Annotated in this window: 9 protein-coding genes; 2 read left to right on the top strand and 7 right to left on the bottom strand. The window is 73.5% G+C overall.

The window, feature by feature from the left end; all coding sequences use genetic code 11:
• Window positions 1-34: 34 nt before the first annotated feature.
• The 4 genes from AB0O01_RS02915 to AB0O01_RS02900 all read right to left on the bottom strand — a co-directional run bounded on the left by AB0O01_RS02915 (window position 35) and on the right by AB0O01_RS02900 (window position 7,465).
• A complete protein-coding gene (locus tag AB0O01_RS02915; protein WP_365310333.1) occupies window positions 35-1,564 on the bottom strand; it encodes an alpha/beta fold hydrolase in 1,530 nt (509 codons plus the stop codon).
• Window positions 1,565-1,682: 118 nt separating this feature from the next.
• The gene (locus tag AB0O01_RS02910; protein ID WP_365310331.1) at window positions 1,683-4,385 is read right to left on the bottom strand and encodes a bifunctional serine/threonine-protein kinase/ABC transporter substrate-binding protein; all 2,703 of its coding nucleotides are present in this window, start codon (window positions 4,383-4,385) and stop codon (window positions 1,683-1,685) included.
• Between the two features lie 66 nt (window positions 4,386-4,451).
• The gene (locus AB0O01_RS02905; RefSeq protein ID WP_365310329.1) at window positions 4,452-6,587 is read right to left on the bottom strand and encodes a bifunctional serine/threonine-protein kinase/ABC transporter substrate-binding protein; all 2,136 of its coding nucleotides are present in this window, start codon (window positions 6,585-6,587) and stop codon (window positions 4,452-4,454) included.
• The gene (locus AB0O01_RS02900) at window positions 6,587-7,465 is read right to left on the bottom strand and encodes a hypothetical protein (protein WP_365310327.1); all 879 of its coding nucleotides are present in this window, start codon (window positions 7,463-7,465) and stop codon (window positions 6,587-6,589) included. Before AB0O01_RS02900 ends, AB0O01_RS02905 begins: the two co-directional genes overlap by 1 nt.
• Window positions 7,466-7,844: 379 nt before the next feature.
• Here AB0O01_RS02900 and AB0O01_RS02895 point away from each other — a divergent pair, with 379 nt between their 5' ends.
• Window positions 7,845-10,910 (top strand): family 16 glycoside hydrolase, encoded by a 3,066-nt coding sequence (locus tag AB0O01_RS02895; RefSeq protein ID WP_365310325.1) that lies wholly within the window; start codon window positions 7,845-7,847, stop codon window positions 10,908-10,910.
• Window positions 10,911-11,114: 204 nt separating this feature from the next.
• Entirely contained in the window at window positions 11,115-11,810 is a 696-nt protein-coding gene (locus AB0O01_RS02890; RefSeq protein ID WP_365310323.1) for an alpha/beta fold hydrolase, read from the top strand.
• A 15-nt stretch (window positions 11,811-11,825) separates the two neighbouring features.
• On the opposite strand, the gene AB0O01_RS02885 is transcribed toward AB0O01_RS02890, so the two are convergent.
• From AB0O01_RS02885 to AB0O01_RS02875, 3 genes are all read right to left on the bottom strand, one after another.
• Complete coding sequence (locus AB0O01_RS02885; RefSeq protein ID WP_365310321.1) at window positions 11,826-12,416, bottom strand: cupin domain-containing protein; 591 nt, start codon at window positions 12,414-12,416, stop codon at window positions 11,826-11,828.
• Window positions 12,417-12,483: 67 nt separating this feature from the next.
• Window positions 12,484-14,244 carry an ABC transporter ATP-binding protein gene (locus AB0O01_RS02880; RefSeq protein WP_365310319.1) on the bottom strand — a complete coding sequence of 587 codons (1,761 nt, stop codon included), beginning with the start codon at window positions 14,242-14,244 and terminating at the stop codon, window positions 12,484-12,486.
• Complete coding sequence (locus AB0O01_RS02875) at window positions 14,241-16,001, bottom strand: ABC transporter ATP-binding protein (RefSeq protein ID WP_365310317.1); 1,761 nt, start codon at window positions 15,999-16,001, stop codon at window positions 14,241-14,243. Before AB0O01_RS02875 ends, AB0O01_RS02880 begins: the two co-directional genes overlap by 4 nt.
• Window positions 16,002-16,052 lie beyond the last annotated feature (51 nt).

Raw genomic sequence — 16,052 nt, 5'->3', positions numbered from 1 at the left:
CCCCCCTCCCCCCTCCCCCCATCGCCCCCGGGCGCTACTTCCGGCAGGTGACATCCCCGGACGGCAGCCTGCCCGTGTCCAGATAGGTGTTCACCTGCCGGTCGGCGCAGGCGTTGCCGTACTCGCCGAAGATCCCGTGCTGCCGGGCACCGGCCACGGTGACCAGCCGGGACGAGGGCCACTGCGCCCGCACCTGCTGGGCGCTCTCGTAGCGGGTCCGGGTGTCGCCCGTGGCGTTGACCAGCAGCGCGGGTACATCGTTGTCGATCACCGTCGGCCTCTCCACCGGGGCGTCCCAGAACTCGCACGCCGAGATGTTGTTGGCGATCGGCCCGGTCAGGGGGGAGACGGCTCGGGCCGACCGGACGGCCTTCCAGTAGCTGTTGATCCCGCGCCGCTCGGCGACATCCCCGCAGATGATGGCGGTCTGGACACTGGCCTGTGGCGCCGCCTGACCGGTCAGCATGAAGGTGAGCAGCTCCTCCAGCACCGGGCCGGGCCGGACATCGGGCTCCCGGTCGGCGGCCTTCACCATGGTCACCGCCATCTCGGCGAGCGCGGCCCGGTTCTCCTCCAGATCGCTGCCCAGCGGGATGAAGAACACCAGCGGAGCGAAGTGCTCGTCCACGGTGAAGTCCCCGATCCGCAGCGGTTCCCCGGCCGCCGCGTCCAGGACCCGGTCCACCGTGGCCAGCACCTCGGCGCGGGTGGCGCCCAGACCGTAGGTGGCGTGCCGCTCGGCGGCCCAGGACGCCCAGGCCCGCAGGGCGTCCTGCGCCACCCGCTCATTGCCCGCCAGCAGCGTCTGGCTGTACTGGGCGGGCGACGGCACCCCGTCCAGCACCATCCGGTCGGTCCGGCCCGGGAAGAGCTGGGTGTAGACCTGGCCGAGGTAACTGCCGTACGAGTAACCGAGATAGGAGATCTTCCGCTCGCCCAGCGCGCCCCGCAGCACATCCATGTCCCGGGCGGTGTTGCGGGTGGTCACATACGGCAGGACATCCCCGTTGGTGCGTTCGCAGCGGTCGGCCAGCTCGCGCTGGACGGCCACCGACTCCTTGAACGCGGCCCGGTCCGCGCCCGCCGAGAAGATCGAGGTACCGATGTCCCAGCCGCAGTCGAGCGGGGCGGAGCGGCCGACGAATCTCGGGTCGACGCCGATCAGGTCGTAGCTGTCCGCCACCTCGCCCATCGCCCGGCCGACGGTCAGCGGCATGCCCAGACCGGCCGCGCCGGGTCCCCCGTCGTTGAGGAACAGCGGGCCCACCCGCCCCTCGTGGTCGGAGGCCGCCAGCCGGGAGACGGCGACGGTGAGGGTGCGTCCGTCGGGGTCGGCGTAGTCCAGCGGCACCGTGAGGTCGGCGCACCGGGCGCCCGCCGCGTCGAGTTCCCGGCCCGTCGGGTCGTCGGGGCCGAGGGCGCAGGTGCCCCAGTCGAGGGTCTGGGAGTAGTACCGGTCCAGGCCGTCCGCCGGTTCGGCGGCCGAGGCGGGCAGGGCGGTGGCCCCGCACACCAGGGCTGCCGTCCCGGCGACGGCCAGGTGCATTCGTGTTGTCGTCCGCATGCGCACACGCTAGGCCGATGGGGCATTCCGCCACTTTGCGGGCATCCCCCGGATTCCGCCGGGGGTTAACCCCACCCCCGGCGATCGCAGGACGACGGCAAGTCCGGCCCGACGCCGGTCACTTCGGTTCCTTCATCACCTGGTCGAAGCGGCCCAGGAAGCGGAACCGGCCGTCCTGCGCCCGGTAAAGGAACCCCGACTGCTGCAACTGGAGCAGATGCGTCCCGTCGTTCGTGAACCGCAGCGGCTTCGCCACTCCCTCGTGCGACGACACGAAGACCCGCTCCGCCACCTCACCCGGCCGCACCGTCGCCCGCGAGCCGAACGGGCCCAGCGCCCGGGTCAGCAGCCCCACCGCGTCGTATGCCTCGGCCGCCCAGCGGCCCGGCGCCGCGTCGTAGCGCTCGCGGAAGGCGGCGGTGAACGCCCGCGCCCCCGGAGAGCCCATCGACTGCGCCTCGGACCAGGACGCCCCGAACACCCAGCCCGCGCCCACGTCCCCCGCCTCCTCCAGGAACTCGGGCCGCAGGACCGCCTCGAACGCCACTCGCGCCCCCGTGAACCCGGCCCCGGCGACCGCGCGGGCACAGGCCGCCGCCCGTGCCGGTGACGTACCGGCGTAGACCATGGCGTCCGCCCGCGCCGCGAGCGCCTCGCGCACGGCGGGCCCGAAGCCGTCCGCGCCGGCGTCGACCGGGTACACGGTGACCGTGCCGCCGTCGTCCCCGTTCGGCACCGCCTCCCGCAGATCCCGGCTCATCTCCCGGGCCAGGGTGCCCCCGGCCTCGTCCTCCAGCACCGCCGTGCGGTGACTGTTGCGGGCGTTGGTGAGATAGCTGATCAACGGAAGCGCGCGGTACGCCGACGGCGCTCTGGTCAGCACCAGGGTGCGGCTCGTCGCCGGGGACAGACCGGACGCGTCGGGATCCGCCGAGACCAGCACGAACGGCATGGACGCCCCGTCGAACAGCGGCGCCGCCACCCGTACCGCCTCGGTGGCGGTCGGGCCGATCACCGCGCACACCTCACCGGCGTCCACCAGTTCCCGGGCGATCGTCCCTGCCCGCCCCGGCTCGCCCCGGTCGTCGTGCACGGCGAGCGCCAGCCGGAAGGCGATGTCCTTGCGGGCGTTGTGCTCGGCGACCGCGAGCCGCGCCCCGCGCTCCTGGGCCCTGCCGAGGGCCTTCTGAGCCCCCGACAGATCCCCCTGGAACCCGATCGTCCGGGTCGGCGGCCGGGCCGCGGTGCTCTCGGCCGACGGTTCACCGCGCAGCAGCAGAACGGCGGCGGCCGTCCCGGAGGCGGCGACCGCGGCGAACGCCGAGCCGCCGATCAGCAGCGCCCGGCGCCGGGTGGGCACCCGGTCGCCGGGGGCGAGCGTCTCCGGCTCGGCGGCCGGGGCCCGCGGCGGCGGATCGAGCGCCCGGGCCGACCGGTCGGCGACGAGGCGGACGACCTCGGGGGGCAGCCAGTGGCCGGGGACGGTGGGGGGTATCGCGTCCTCGACCGGGGGTGCGGTGCCGGGGGCGGGGGGACCGGGGGGAGGCGTTGGGTGCGGGTGCGGGTGCGGATATGGGGGCGGGGGTGGCTCCGTGGCGCCCGCCCGCGCGGAGCCCTCTGCCTGCTGCGCCGAGCCCTCTGCCCGCGCCGATCCCCCTGCCTGCGCTGAGTCCCCTGCCCGCGCCGATCCCCCTGCCGACGCCGCACCGCCTGCCGACCTCGAACCGGCCGACGGCCAGCCCGCGGCGCGCGGGTCGGGGGTGCGGGGGCTCGGGGTACGGGAGTGGGGGGTACGGGGGTCCTGGGCGCGGGGGTCCGGGGTGCTCCCGGGTGAGTCGGGGGGTGTACCGTCCCGCGCGCCGCCGCCGGCATCGTCACTCGCCGGGAAGGCCGACCCCGCGAGCCGGTCCCCCTCCGCGCCGGGCCCGGAGCCCCCACCAGCCCCGGCGTCCCCACCGACCCCGGACCCGGCGTCCCCACCGACCCCGGACCCGGCGTCCCCCTCCGCCCCTTCACACACCTCCGCCAGCCGTACCGCCGTAGGTCTGCGGGTCGGATCCTTGGACAGGCATGCCGTGATCGTGGCCGCCAGGGCCGGTGGGACGGCCGTGTCCAGGCCCGCCAGGTCCGGGGGTTCGTGGACCGTGCGGTACAGCACCGAGCTGGTGTCACCCGTGCCGAACGGGCGCCGCCCGGTCGCCGCGTACGCGAGCACGCAGCCCAGGGCGAAGACATCGCTCGGTGCCGCCACCTCGCCCGCCGAGGCGCGGGCCTGTTCCGGGGCGAGGTAGCCGGGGGTGCCGACCACCATGTCCGGCGCGGTGAGCACGGTCACGCCCGCGCCCTGGGCGATGCCGAAGTCGATGAGCCGGGGCCCGTCCAGGGCGAGCAGGATGTTGCCGGGTTTGACGTCCCGGTGCACCAGGCCCGCCCGGTGCACCTCGGCCAGCGCCCGCGCCAGCCGGGCCCCGAGGACGGCGACCGTGCGGCCCGGCAGCGCGCCGACCGCCGCCACCGCCTCCCCCAGCGCGGGCCCGGCGACGAACGCCGTGGCCAGCCAGGGCGCCGCGGCCTCGGTGTCGGCCGCCGTCACCGGCACCACCCAGCGCCCGGAGAGCCCGCTCGCGAGCCGCACCTCGCGGCGGAAGCGGGCCCGGAACGCCGGGTCGGCGGCGAACTCGGCCCGGATCACCTTCAGGGCGACGGGCGCCCCGTCGGCGGCGCGGGCCAGATAGACCGTGCCCATGCCGCCGCTGCCCAGCCGGGCGAGCAGCCGGTGCCCGCCCAGCGTCTCCGGGTCCTCGGGCCGTAGTGCGCGCATTCCTCGATCCTCGCCGTGCGTTCGCGAATCCGTCGTGCAGGAGACCCCCACCGGGGCGGGCGCCGGTCAGGTCGGCAGCTCGACCAGGCGGACATGGCGGAACCGGCCGCCCTCGACCGCGTAGTGCGGGACCTGCGCGGCGTCCAGGTAGTGGTACTCGTCGAACGCGAGCAGCGCGGTCAGCCCCTGGTAGCGGGATGCGGACAGCGCGCTGCCCAGTTCGTCCCGGCCGCCGTCGGGGTCGAGCGAGGAGAGCCGGTTGGCGATCAGCCGGACGGCGTCGTACGCCTCCGCCCCGGTGTGCGCGGGCGCGTCGCCGTAGCGCTCGCGGTAGGCGGTGGTGAAGGTCTCCAGCCGCTCGTCGCCCGGGTCGGCGAACGAGATGAGCGCCTGCCAGCCTTCGGCGGCCGGACCCGCCTGCTGGATGAAGGCGTCGGTGGCCGAGCCCATGTCGAGGAACCGGACCCCGTCGAAGTCCCGTTCGGCGAGTGCGCGGGCCACCGACGCGGCGCGCTGCGGTGTGCCGGTGTAGTACAGGGAGTCGATGCCGTTGCCGAACATGTCGTCCAGTACGGAGACCGGGTCGGCGAAGTCCGGGACGACCCGGGTGTAGAGGTCCATGGAGAGGCCGACGGCTGCGCCCCGCGCCAGGGTGGTCATCTCGTAGCCGGTGATGCCGCCCGCCCGGTCGATCAGCAGGCCGGGTGCCCGGCCTCCGGCGGCCTGGATCGCGAGCATCGTGCCGTAGGCGGTGTACGGGGCGATGGGCGCGGCCCGGTAGTACCACTCCGGGGACTGGACCAGTGCGGACTGGGACGCGGCGAGGGACAGTTCGGACACCGTGACCACCGGGAGCCGGGCGCTCTCGTAGACCGCCATGGACGCCTGGGTCGACGCGAAGCCGGTGGGGCCGAGGACGGCGACGACCTCCTCGCGGCCGGTGAACCGGCGGGCCGCGGCGTCGGCGCGGGCGGGCTCGCCCTTGTCGTCGACCACGTCCAGGACCAGCGTGAACGGCTTCTTCTCGGCGGCGTTGAACTGCTCCACCGCCAGCCGGGCCGCCCGCTCCTGGGCGGTGCCGAAGGTCTTCTGGGGGCCGCTGAGGTCGGCGTGCACCCCGATGACCCGGGTCGGGCCGGTGTCCTGTGCGGCGGTGTCGTCGCCGCTGTCGCGCCGGGACGCCCACACGGCGGTGCCGCCCCCGGCCGCGAGCAGGGCGGCGGCGCCCCCCGCGAGGGCGAGGAACCGGCGCCTGCCGGGCCGCCGCCCCGGGGCGGCGGGACCGCCGGGGACCAGGGTGGGTTCGATGCCGGGCAGGGCCAGCAGCGCCTGGGAGCGCTCGGCGACCAGGGCCACCACCGGGTCGGGCAGCCAGTCGATGGCCCCCTGCGGGGCGTCCTCCACCAGGGCCGCGTCCACCTCGGCGGCGGTGGGCCGCTCGGCGGGGTCCTTGGCCAGACAGCGCCGGAGCAGATCGCCCAGCACCTCGTCCGTGATGCCCGACAGATCGGGCTCGTCGTGGACCGTGCGGTAGAGCAGGGCGTCCACCGCGCCGGTGCCGAACGGCGGGCGGGCGGTGGCGGAGTAGGCGAGGACGCAGGCCAGCGAGAACACATCGCTGGGCGCCCCGATGTCCCGGGCGCGCGCCTGCTCGGGGGAGAGGAAGCCGGGGGTGCCGACGACGACCCCGGCGGAGGTGAGTTCGGTGGCGCCCTCGGCGGTGGAGCGGGCGATGCCGAAGTCGATGAGCCGGGGCCCGTCCATCGCGAGCAGGACGTTGCCCGGCTTGAGGTCCCGGTGCACCAGGCCCGCCGCGTGCACCGCGGCCAGCGCCCGCGCCAGTACCTTGCCCAGCACCCGGACCGCCCGCGGCGGCAGCGCGCCGAACGTCAGTACGGCCTCGGCCAGCGCCGGGCCGGGGACGAACGCCGTGGCCAGCCAGGGCGACTCGGCCTCCGGGTCGGCGCCGAGCACCGGCACCACCCAGGGGCTGTGCACCTGGCTCGCGGAGGTGACCTCGCGCCGGAACCGGGCCCGGAACGCGGGATCCTCGGCGAACTCCGGCTGGATCACCTTCACGGCGGCCAGATCGCCGTTCTCGGCGCGCGCGAGGTACACCACGCCCATGCCGCCCGCGCCGAGCCGGCCGAGCAGCCGGTGGGTGCCGAGCCGGGACGGGTCGGTGGGAAGAAGCCGTTCCATCACTTGTCCCCCTCGGCGGCGGAGCCGGTGGCGGCCGGTGCCGGTGACGCCGAGCCGTCCTTGCCCTCGGCCGGGCGCCCCAGTTCCTCCTGGGCGCGCAGCAGGATCCGCGGCAGCGCCTTCTCGACCAGCGCGGTGAGTTCCGGCTGGCTGTAGCCCTTCCCTCCGCACACCGAGGTCGCCGCGGTCACCGGGCCGAAGGTGGCCTGCGACCACCAGTACTCGTAGGGCCCGCCGTGCTCCTCGCTGACGCACTGGCCGGTCTCGACCAGGGAGTCCTCGCTGAACATGTTGTTGCCCTCGCCCCAGCGGGAGGCGAGGGAGATCAGCCCGGTGAGGCGCTCGCCGCCGGAGAGGACCTGCTCGCCGCAGCCGACGGCCTCCTCCAGCATCCCGGCCTGCTCCCAGCCCGCCTCGTCGGCCGTCCGGTGCACGGTCACGGTCGAGGAGATCCGCACCAGGCCCTTGCCACCGGCCTCCGGCACCTCGAAGTGCCGGGTGAGCGTGGCCAGTACGCTCTCCGGCAGCGGCTCGCGCTGCCAGACGCAGTCCTCGCCGAGCACCGCCCAGCGGCTCGGGTCGCTCTCGTACGGGTCGGCCTTCTCGACCCCGGCGGCGAACAGATCCGTTCCCGCGCTCAGCTTCGCGACCAGGGCGCGGCCCTCGGCGGTCGTCGTGGGCTGCTTGTCCGGATCCGCCTCCAGGAGCTCCGGTGCGGGCGTCTGGTCGGCGTCCGGCGAGGGGGTGGTCACCCCGGTGCCGGACGGGCCGCCGCCCTTGGTCCCGGTCCCGTCCCCGCCGCCTCCGGTGCAGCCGGCCAGCAGTACCCCGCACACCGCGAGGACCCCCCATCCCAGCCGTGCTCTTCGATACGTCACGGTCCCCGCCCTCTGCGTCATATGTGGTGCACCCCGTGTGTCCCCGTGTGATGTCCCCCGTGCGTCCGCACGCCCCCGGCGCCGGTCCGCGCCTGTAGCGATGCTCGCGGGGCGTCGTGCGGTTCCCGGGATCCGGGTGGGAGTGTCCGGCCCGCGACGCCGACCGAATCGTATCCCCGTGCGACAGAACACGGCTCTTCAGGGGAGCAGTTGGCGGGTGCTGTCGGGGTGGAACCGGAATCCGTGCTTCTTCTGTCGGCTGTCAAAAGACTTTTGACTCTCTGTGGATGAAGTATGGACCGGCTGAGGGAAAGTCCCTAGTGTCTCGGCCGAGTCGCCCTCTTTCGCCCCTTCAGTGCCAGGAGGACATGTGAGACCGGTGAGATCACAGGCGTACCGCCGCCTCTCCAGACGCACGGCGGGTGTTGTGCTCGCCCTGCTCGTCGCGGGCGGTTTCGCGCCCGCCGCCGCCGACACCCCCGAGGCCCGCACCGCCCCCGCGCACAGCCCCGTCCGGGCCGCCGCCGACATCCCGCCCCAGGAACCCGGCGTCACCCTGCGGGTGTTCGACCTCCAGGCGCCCCTGAAGAAGCTCTGCGAGCTGAAGGAGGGCCAGACCCCCAACGTCGACAAGCTGATGCCGGCCGTCGACTGGTCCTCCGACGCCGACTTCGGCCTGGCCGACAACTTCATGAGCCAGGCCCTCGGATATCTCGACATCCCCGCCGACGGCTCCTACGACTTCCGGCTGATCAGCGACGACGGCTCCCGGCTGCTCATCGGCGACCGGCTCGTCATCGACCACGACGGACTGCACGCCGCCGAACCCAAGGACGGCACCGCCCAACTGACCGCGGGCCTGCACCCGCTGCGCGTGGAGCACTTCGAGGCGGGCGGCGGCCAGCGGCTCACCCTCCAGTGGAAGCCGCCCGGCGCGAGCGGCTTCACCGTCGTCCCCACCTCCGCGCTGAGCAGCGACGCCGGAGTGGTCCGGGTGACCGCGCCCGGCCGCAAGGAGTGCGTCAGCGGCCAGGACAGCCCCGGCGACGGACTCCCGCTCGCCGGGGTCCACCCGAACTACACCCTCACCGATCTGCGCCCGGCCGGTTTCGAGCCCAAGGTGTCCGCGATGGACTGGCTGCCCGACGGCCGGCTCGCCGTCGCCACCTGGGGCGAGAGCCAGCAGACCGACGGCGAGGTGTACCTCCTCAGCAATGTCACCGGCGCCACCGGCCCCGACAAGGTGAAGGCCAAGAAGGTCGCCTCCGGACTGCGCGAGCCGATGGGGATCAAGTACGTCGACGGCAGGCTCTACGTGTCCGAGAAACACCGGCTGACCGAGCTGGCCGACACCGACCGCGACGAGGTCACCGACACCTACCGCACGGTCGCCTCCTGGCCCTACGGCGGCAACTTCCACGAGTTCGCCTTCGGACTGCTCTACGACAAGGGCAGCTTCTATCTGAACCTCTCCGTCGCCATCAACTACGGCGGCGCCACCACCGACCCCCAGCCCGTCAAGGACCGCGGCACCACCGTCAAGGTCGACCGCAAAACCGGCAAGGTCACCTATCTCGCCGGAGGGCTGCGCACCCCCAACGGTATCGGCTGGGGCCCGAAGAACGAGATCTTCGTGACCGACAACCAGGGCGGCTGGCTCCCCGCGTCCAAGCTGGTGCAGATCGAGAAGGACCGCTTCTTCAACCACTACACCCGCGCCCAGGACGGCACCACCGCCGTCCCCGGCCGCTTCGACGCCCAGCCGGTCACCAAGCCGGTGCTGTGGCTGCCGCAGAACGAGATAGCCAACTCGCCCAGCACCCCGCTCACCCTGAAGAAGGGCCCCTTCGCCGGACAGTTGCTGTTCGGCGATGTCACCTACGGCGGGCTCCAGCGCGCCAGCCTGGAGAAGGTCGACGGCGCGTACCAGGGCGCGGTCTTCCGCCACACCCAGGGCCTGGAGGCCGGGGTCAACCGGATCAGCGTCGGCCCCGACGGCGCGCTCTACACCGGCGGTCTGGGCGCCGAGGGCAACTGGGGCCAGGAGGGCAAACTCCGCTTCGGCCTCCAGAAACTCACCCCCAACGGCACCAGCGCCTTCGACATCCACTCCATGCGGGCCACCGACGACGGCTTCGTCCTCACGTACACCCAGCCCCTCTCCCCGGCCACCGTCGACCGCATCGCCCAGCGCCTCGCCCAGAGCTACGAGGTCAGGCAGTGGCGCTACTCGCCGACCCCGCAGTACGGCGGCCCCAAGATCGACGAGGAGCCGCTCACCGTCGCCGGGGCGTCCGTCTCCCGCGACCGCACCCAGGTCCGGCTGGAGATCCCGGGGCTGCGCGCCGACCGGGTGGTCCATGTCCGCTCCCCGCGCCCCTTCACCGCCGCGAGCGGCGAGGCCCTGTGGAGCACCGAGGCCTGGTACACCCTCAACGCCATCCCCGGCGACCGGTCGGCCCCCACCGAGTACGAGGCGGAGGAGGCCAAGCTGTCCGGCGGCGCCGGGATCGACACCGAGCACAAGGGCTTCTCCGGCGGCGGCTTCGTGGACAACTACGGCACCGTCGGCGCCACCACCACCTTCCAGGTGGAGACCGCCAAGAAGGGCGCGTACGACGTGGGCCTGCGGTACGCCAACGGCCCGAACCCCTTCACCGGCACCAAGAAGATCAGCCTCTACGTCAACGGCGAGAAGGTCCGCCAAACGGCGCTGCCGTCCACCGGCTCCTGGTCCACCTGGGCCACCCACACCGAACGCCTGACCCTGCGCAAGGGCGCCAACACCCTCACCTACCGCCATGACGAGGGCGACGACGGCCATGTCAACCTCGACATGATCCACCTGAACCGGCCCGGCGAGCGGATCGACCTCCTCGACGAGGACGGCAGCCTCTCCCAGTGGCAGCACACCGACGGCCGCGCGGTCGCCTGGCCGCGTGCCGCCGAGGGCGCGGTCGAGGTCTGCTGCGGTGACATCCGCACCAAGCAGTCCTTCGGCGACTACCGACTGCACGTGGAGTTCCGGGTGCCCAGGCTGCCGGACGACGTGACCGGCCAGGACCGCGGCAACAGCGGCGTCTACCTCCAGGAGCGCTACGAGATCCAGATCCTGGACTCATTCGGCGTCCCGAGGCTCGCCGCGAACGAGGCCGCCGCGATCTACCAGCAGAAGGCCGCCGACCACAACGCCGCCACGGCCCCGGAGACCTGGCAGTCCTACGACCTCACCTTCCGCGCCGCCCGCTACGGCGGCGACGGCACGAAGACCGAGGACGCCCGGGTCACCCTGGTCTGGAACGGCGTCAAGGTCCACGACGACGTGGCCGTCACCGGCCCGACCGGCGGGTCCATCCCGGAGGGCGCCGCCACGGGCGCGGTCCGCCTCCAGGACCACGGCAACAAGGTCCGCTACCGCGACATCTGGATCCAGCCCCTGGGGTGACCGGCCGGTGGTGGGAGGGCGAGGGCCCCGGCGATCCGCGGACGCCGGGGCCCTCACCCGTGCCGGGCGGGGGGCTGCCCGGAACTCGGGACGTTGCCTGTTAGGCAAAAGAAATCGCCCTACGGGTTGACCGGATGGCTCGCTCGCTCAATGCTGTGTTCACTCGGACCGCAGGGGCCCGAAACTCGCGGGAGGCAGAGCAAGATGGCGACGTTCGTGCTGATTCACGGTTCCTGGGGCGGCGGCTGGTGTTGGGACCGGATGCGACCGCTGCTGGAGGACGCCGGTCACCGGGTCCTGGCACCGACCCTCACCGGCTTCGGCGAGAAGCTGGCCGACGCGGGCCCCGGGACCGGGGTGAACGCCAACGCCCGCGAGGTCGCCGACCTCCTCGCCGCCGAGGACGTCGACCGGGCCGTCCTGGTCGGCCACAGCTACGGCGGCATGGTCATCACCGGAGCCGCCGCCCTGGCCCCGGACCGCATCGGACGGATGGTCTACGTCGATGCCTTCGCGCCCGTGGGCGGCGACTCCGCGTTCAGCCTCCTGCCCTGGCTCCAGGACGCCTTCGTACCCCCCGAGGGCGGCCCCGACTGGCAGGTCGCCCCGCTGGACCCGCGCGCGCTCGGCGCCGACGAGGACGGCGCGAGCTGGATGGAGCGGAATCTGACCCCGATGCCCCGCCTCACCCACTCCGAACCCCTGCTGCCCGGCGGTGACGAGGTCCTGGAGCGCACCCCGGTGACCTACATCCACTGCGCGGCCCAGCAGTTCTTCGACGACACCGCCGCCGACGCGGTCAAGCGGGGCTTCGAGCTGGTGACCCTCACCGAGGTCAGCCACGCCGAGGTGCTCATCGAGCCCGGGGTCCTCGCCGCCGAGCTGCTCAAGCTCGCCTGAGCGGCCGGTACGCGGTCAGCGCCGGGACTTCGCCGAGGGCACCGGGTGGTGCATCGGAGTCGTCGCCGCCGTCGACGCGACCAGCACCGTGGCGGGGGTGTCCCCCTTGTTGGTGAGCCGGTGCACCTTGGCCGAGTCGAAGTGGATGGAGTCCCCGGCGCTCAGCGCGATGTCCTTGCCGGACAGCCGGAAGACCACCTCGCCCTTCTCCACGTGCAGCCACTCCTCACCCCCGTGCCGGGCGTCCTTGATGGAGCGGCCGGGCTCCACCTCGACCCGGATCACCGCGATCGTCGACCCCGGACCGCTCAGCACGGTGTAGTGCCCGTCCTGCCCGGGGTGGGTCTGCGCGTCGGCGGCCCGGACGAGGTGGTAGTCCTCCAGCTCCTGCTCCTGGATCAGCTCGCTCACCGAGAGGCCGTACACCCGGGCGATCTGGAGCAGGCTCCCGATCGACGGCTGCCGGTGGCCCTTCTCCAGCCGGGAGAGATGGGTGACGGAGATCCCGGTCTGCTCGGACAGCGTCATCAGGGTGAGTCCCCGCTCGCTGCGCAGATCCCTCAGCCGGTGGCCGACCCAGGTGTCTACCTCGTTCTCGTGCGCCATGCCCGTAACATACACGTCTTGTAGGCAAAACATCTTGCCGAACTGGCAAATCGACGGTGGGTGCGGGTCATGGCCGCAGGCCCGGGGCCGGGAGGGGCGTCCGGGCCAGCGACCACGACGTGGCCTTGGTGCGCTGGCGCCAGAAGGCCGCGTACGGGCCGTCGGCCGCGAGGAGTTCCTCATGGGTGCCGGACTCGGCGACATGACCGTCGGCCAGGAACAGGATCCGGTCGGCGGAGCGGATCGTGGACAGCCGGTGGGCCACCACCAGCACGGTCCGGCGCTCCGTGACCCCGGCCAGGCCCCGGAGGAACGCCGCCTCGTTCAGCGGGTCCATCGCGCTGGTCGCCTCGTCCAGCAGGATCACCGGCGCGTTCTTCAGCAGCGCGCGGGCGATCGACACCCGCTGCCGCTCACCCCCGGACAGACTGTGCCCGCCCTCGCCGACCCGGGTGTGCCAGCCGTCGGGCAGCCGCCCGGCGATCTCCTCGACCCGGGCGATCCGGGCCGCCTCCCGCACCTCCGCGTCGCTCGCGCCCTCCCGGCCCACCCGGATGTTCTCCCAGATGGTGTCGTCGAAGAGATAGACGTCCTGGAGCACCAGCGACACCTGATCCATCAGCGCCGGCAGGGTGAGGTCCCGGACATCGTGCCCGGCCAGGGTGACGGCACCGCCGGTCACATCGTGGAACCGGGCGGCCAGCTTGATCAGGGTGCTCTTGCCCGCCCCCGACGGACCCACGACGGCCGTGGTCGTCCCCGCCGGGACCGTGAACGACACACCGCCCAGCACCTCCGGCCCCGTCCCGTAGTCGAACCGCACGTTCTCGAACCGCAGTTCCGCCGGGCCGGACGGCACCGCGGACACCTCCGGCACCGGCAGCGGACGCGCGGTCAGGATGTCGTTGATCCGGCGCAGCGACGACCGGGCCAGCCGGATCGCGCCCGCCAGATCCGACAGCGTCCCCACCGACGCGGTGAACTGGGCCGCGACCGCGATCAGCGCCACCGCCGTCCCCGCCGGCAGCTCCCCGCCCAGCGCCCGCGGCACGATCGCCACGATCACCAGCAGCAGCACCAGTTGCACCGCCACCCGGAAGATCACCGACCCCGGCACGGTCGTCACCAACTGCCGCGCACTCGCCCGGCGCTGCGCCAGCAACGCCGCCCCCAGCGCCCGGTTCGCGTCCCCGACCGCCCCGTTGGCCCGCAGCACCGACTGCGCCTGCGCGTACTCGATCACCCGCGCGTCGGCCCGCGCCGCCGCCCGGTCGACACCGCCGTCCCCGCGCCGCCGGAACAGCCTGCCGAGCCGGTCCGCGCCGTACAGGAACGGGATCGCGGCCACGAAGGCCACACCGATCCGCCAGTCCACGATCAGCAGCCCCGCCGTCAGTACGGCCGGGGTGAGGAAGCCGCTCACGAACGGCAGCATCAGGAACCCGAGGACCAGGGTGACCTGCTGACTGCTGCCGATGATCGTCCGGGAGACCTGACCGGCCCGCTCCGGCCCGAACCAGCCCAGCGGCAGCGCGGTGATGTGGTCCCCGATCCGCCGGTACAGCCGCTCCCCGATGGCGAAGGTCAGCTCCACGCCCTGCACGGACGCCCGGTAGTTCAGCACCATCGCCCCGAGCGCCACCCCGATCAGCGGCATCAGCCAGGTCCACAGGGCGGAGGTGTCCCCCTCGAACACCGCGTTCATCGTCGGCAGGATGAGGAGGAAACCCAGCCCCTGGAGCAGACAGAACGCGACCGTCAGGGACAGGAAGCGGTGGAACGCCGGGCGCTTGTCCTCGCCGACGATCGCGAGCAGTTGGCCGATCACGCCGCCGCCTCCTGACCCGGGTGGCGGTCCAGGGAGCCCTCGCCGGCCTCCCACATCCGCCGGTACAGCCCTTCCACCGCGCTCAGTTCGGCATGGGTGCCGGACTGCACCACCCGGCCGTCGTCCACCACGAGGATCCGGTCGACGCCGGTCACCGTGTGCAGCCGGTGCGCGATCATCAGCACCGTGCGGCCCTGTGCCAGCACCGACAGCGCCCGCTGGATCGCCGCCTCCGACTCCGGGTCGACCATCGCCGTCGCCTCGTCCAGCACCAGCACCGGCGCGTCCGCGAGCAGCGCCCGCGCGATGGCGACCCGCTGCGCCTCACCGCCGGAGAACCGGGCGTCCGCGCCGACCACCGAGTCATATCCCCTCGGCAGCGCCAGGATCCGGTCATGGATCGACGCCGCCCGCGCGACCGCCCGCACCTGGTCGTCCGTGGCCTCGGGCCGCCCGAGCCGGATGTTGTCCGCCACGGACGCGTGCAGCAGCCGTACGTCCTGGAAGACGAAGCCGACCGTGCGGTACAGGTCGGCGGTCGCCAGGTCGGTGACCGGGACGCCGCCGAGGGTGATGACCCCGCTGCGGGGGTCGTGGAACCGGGGGAGGAGCTTGGCCAGCGTCGACTTGCCCGCGCCCGACGGGCCGACCAGCGCGGTGATCGTGCCGGGGCGCAGCCGGAAACTGACATCGGTGACCGCGTCCCGGCCCCGGCCGTAGCCGAAGGAGACCCCGGAGAAGACCACCTCCTGCGGGCCGACCGGGCGAGGACCGGGCCGGGCGGGCTCCGCCACCTCCGGCAACTCCTCGGTCCGCCGCAGCCGCAGCGCCGCGGCGGCGGCCTCCTGGAGCGCCGAGACCCCATTGCCCAGCCGCACGACCGGGGTCCCCATGGTGAGCGCCAGCAGCAGGAACGGCAGCAGCGCCAGCGGCTCGATCCACCCCGCCGTCAGGAACGCGGCCCCGCTCACCAGCACCACCAGCAGGAACGTGATCGGCTGGAGCAGCACGGTGAGCGCCGCCTGCACCCGGGTGAGCGGGCCCAGCCACGCCTCCAGCCGGGCCGTGTGGTCGTCCACGGCCTCGGTGTAGCGGCGGTGGGCCGAACCCGCCCGCCCGAACGCCCGGATGACCTGGATCCCGTCGAAGATCTCCACCACCCGCCCGGCCAGCACCCCCGCGCTGTGCGCCTGCTCCTCCACCGCCCGCGGATCGCGCGCCAGCAGCGCCCCGAACACCGCGAAGTAGGTGAGCGGCAGCGCCAGGGTCACCAGCGCCAGCCGCCAGTCCACCGAGAAGAGGTAACCGAACGCCAGCAGCGGCACGACCAGGCCGGAGACCAGATCGAGAATCGCGTGGGCGACGACGTAGTGGATGGCGTGGGTGTCGTCCTGGAGCATCTTCTTGACCTGGCCGGCGTGATGCGCCGAGAACCAGCCCAGCGGCAGCCGGCCCAGCTTCGCGGCGAGCGCCGTCCGCAGCCGCCACTGGTGCCGGCCGTCGATGAGATGGGTGAGGACCAGCGCCAGCGACGAGCACAGCGCGTGGACGACCAGACAGGCCACCAGGGCGAGGGCCAGTGTCCACACGGCGGACCGGTCGGCCGGTGGGCGCAGCAGCTCGGCCGCCAGGTCGACGGTGAGCAGCGCGGGCGCGACACTCGCCACGGCGGCGAGGGTCTCCACGGCCGCCGCACCGGCCAGCGGCCGGGCCACCGGCCGCAACGCCCTCCGCAGGGCGTCCAGTTGGACGGTCATCGGGGCGGTCGGTGCGGCGGTCGGGTCGGGGGAGGGTGAGTCTTCGGGTGA

The sequence above is a fragment of the Streptomyces sp. NPDC093252 genome (genome assembly GCF_040683675.1).
Lineage (GTDB): Bacteria > Actinomycetota > Actinomycetes > Streptomycetales > Streptomycetaceae > Streptomyces.
This window is presented reverse-complemented; position numbering and strand designations above follow the sequence as displayed.

What these genes read in the sequence shown, in the direction of transcription:
- AB0O01_RS02915 (WP_365310333.1), bottom strand. Translation starts at nt 1,564, where the DNA reads ATGCGGACGACAACACGAATGCACCTGGCCGTCGCCGGGACGGCAGCC.
- AB0O01_RS02875 (WP_365310317.1), bottom strand. Translation starts at nt 16,001, where the DNA reads ATGACCGTCCAACTGGACGCCCTGCGGAGGGCGTTGCGGCCGGTGGCC.
- AB0O01_RS02905 (WP_365310329.1), bottom strand. Translation starts at nt 6,587, where the DNA reads ATGGAACGGCTTCTTCCCACCGACCCGTCCCGGCTCGGCACCCACCGG.
- AB0O01_RS02890 (WP_365310323.1), top strand. Translation starts at nt 11,115, where the DNA reads ATGGCGACGTTCGTGCTGATTCACGGTTCCTGGGGCGGCGGCTGGTGT.
- AB0O01_RS02910 (WP_365310331.1), bottom strand. Translation starts at nt 4,385, where the DNA reads ATGCGCGCACTACGGCCCGAGGACCCGGAGACGCTGGGCGGGCACCGG.
- AB0O01_RS02885 (WP_365310321.1), bottom strand. Translation starts at nt 12,416, where the DNA reads ATGGCGCACGAGAACGAGGTAGACACCTGGGTCGGCCACCGGCTGAGG.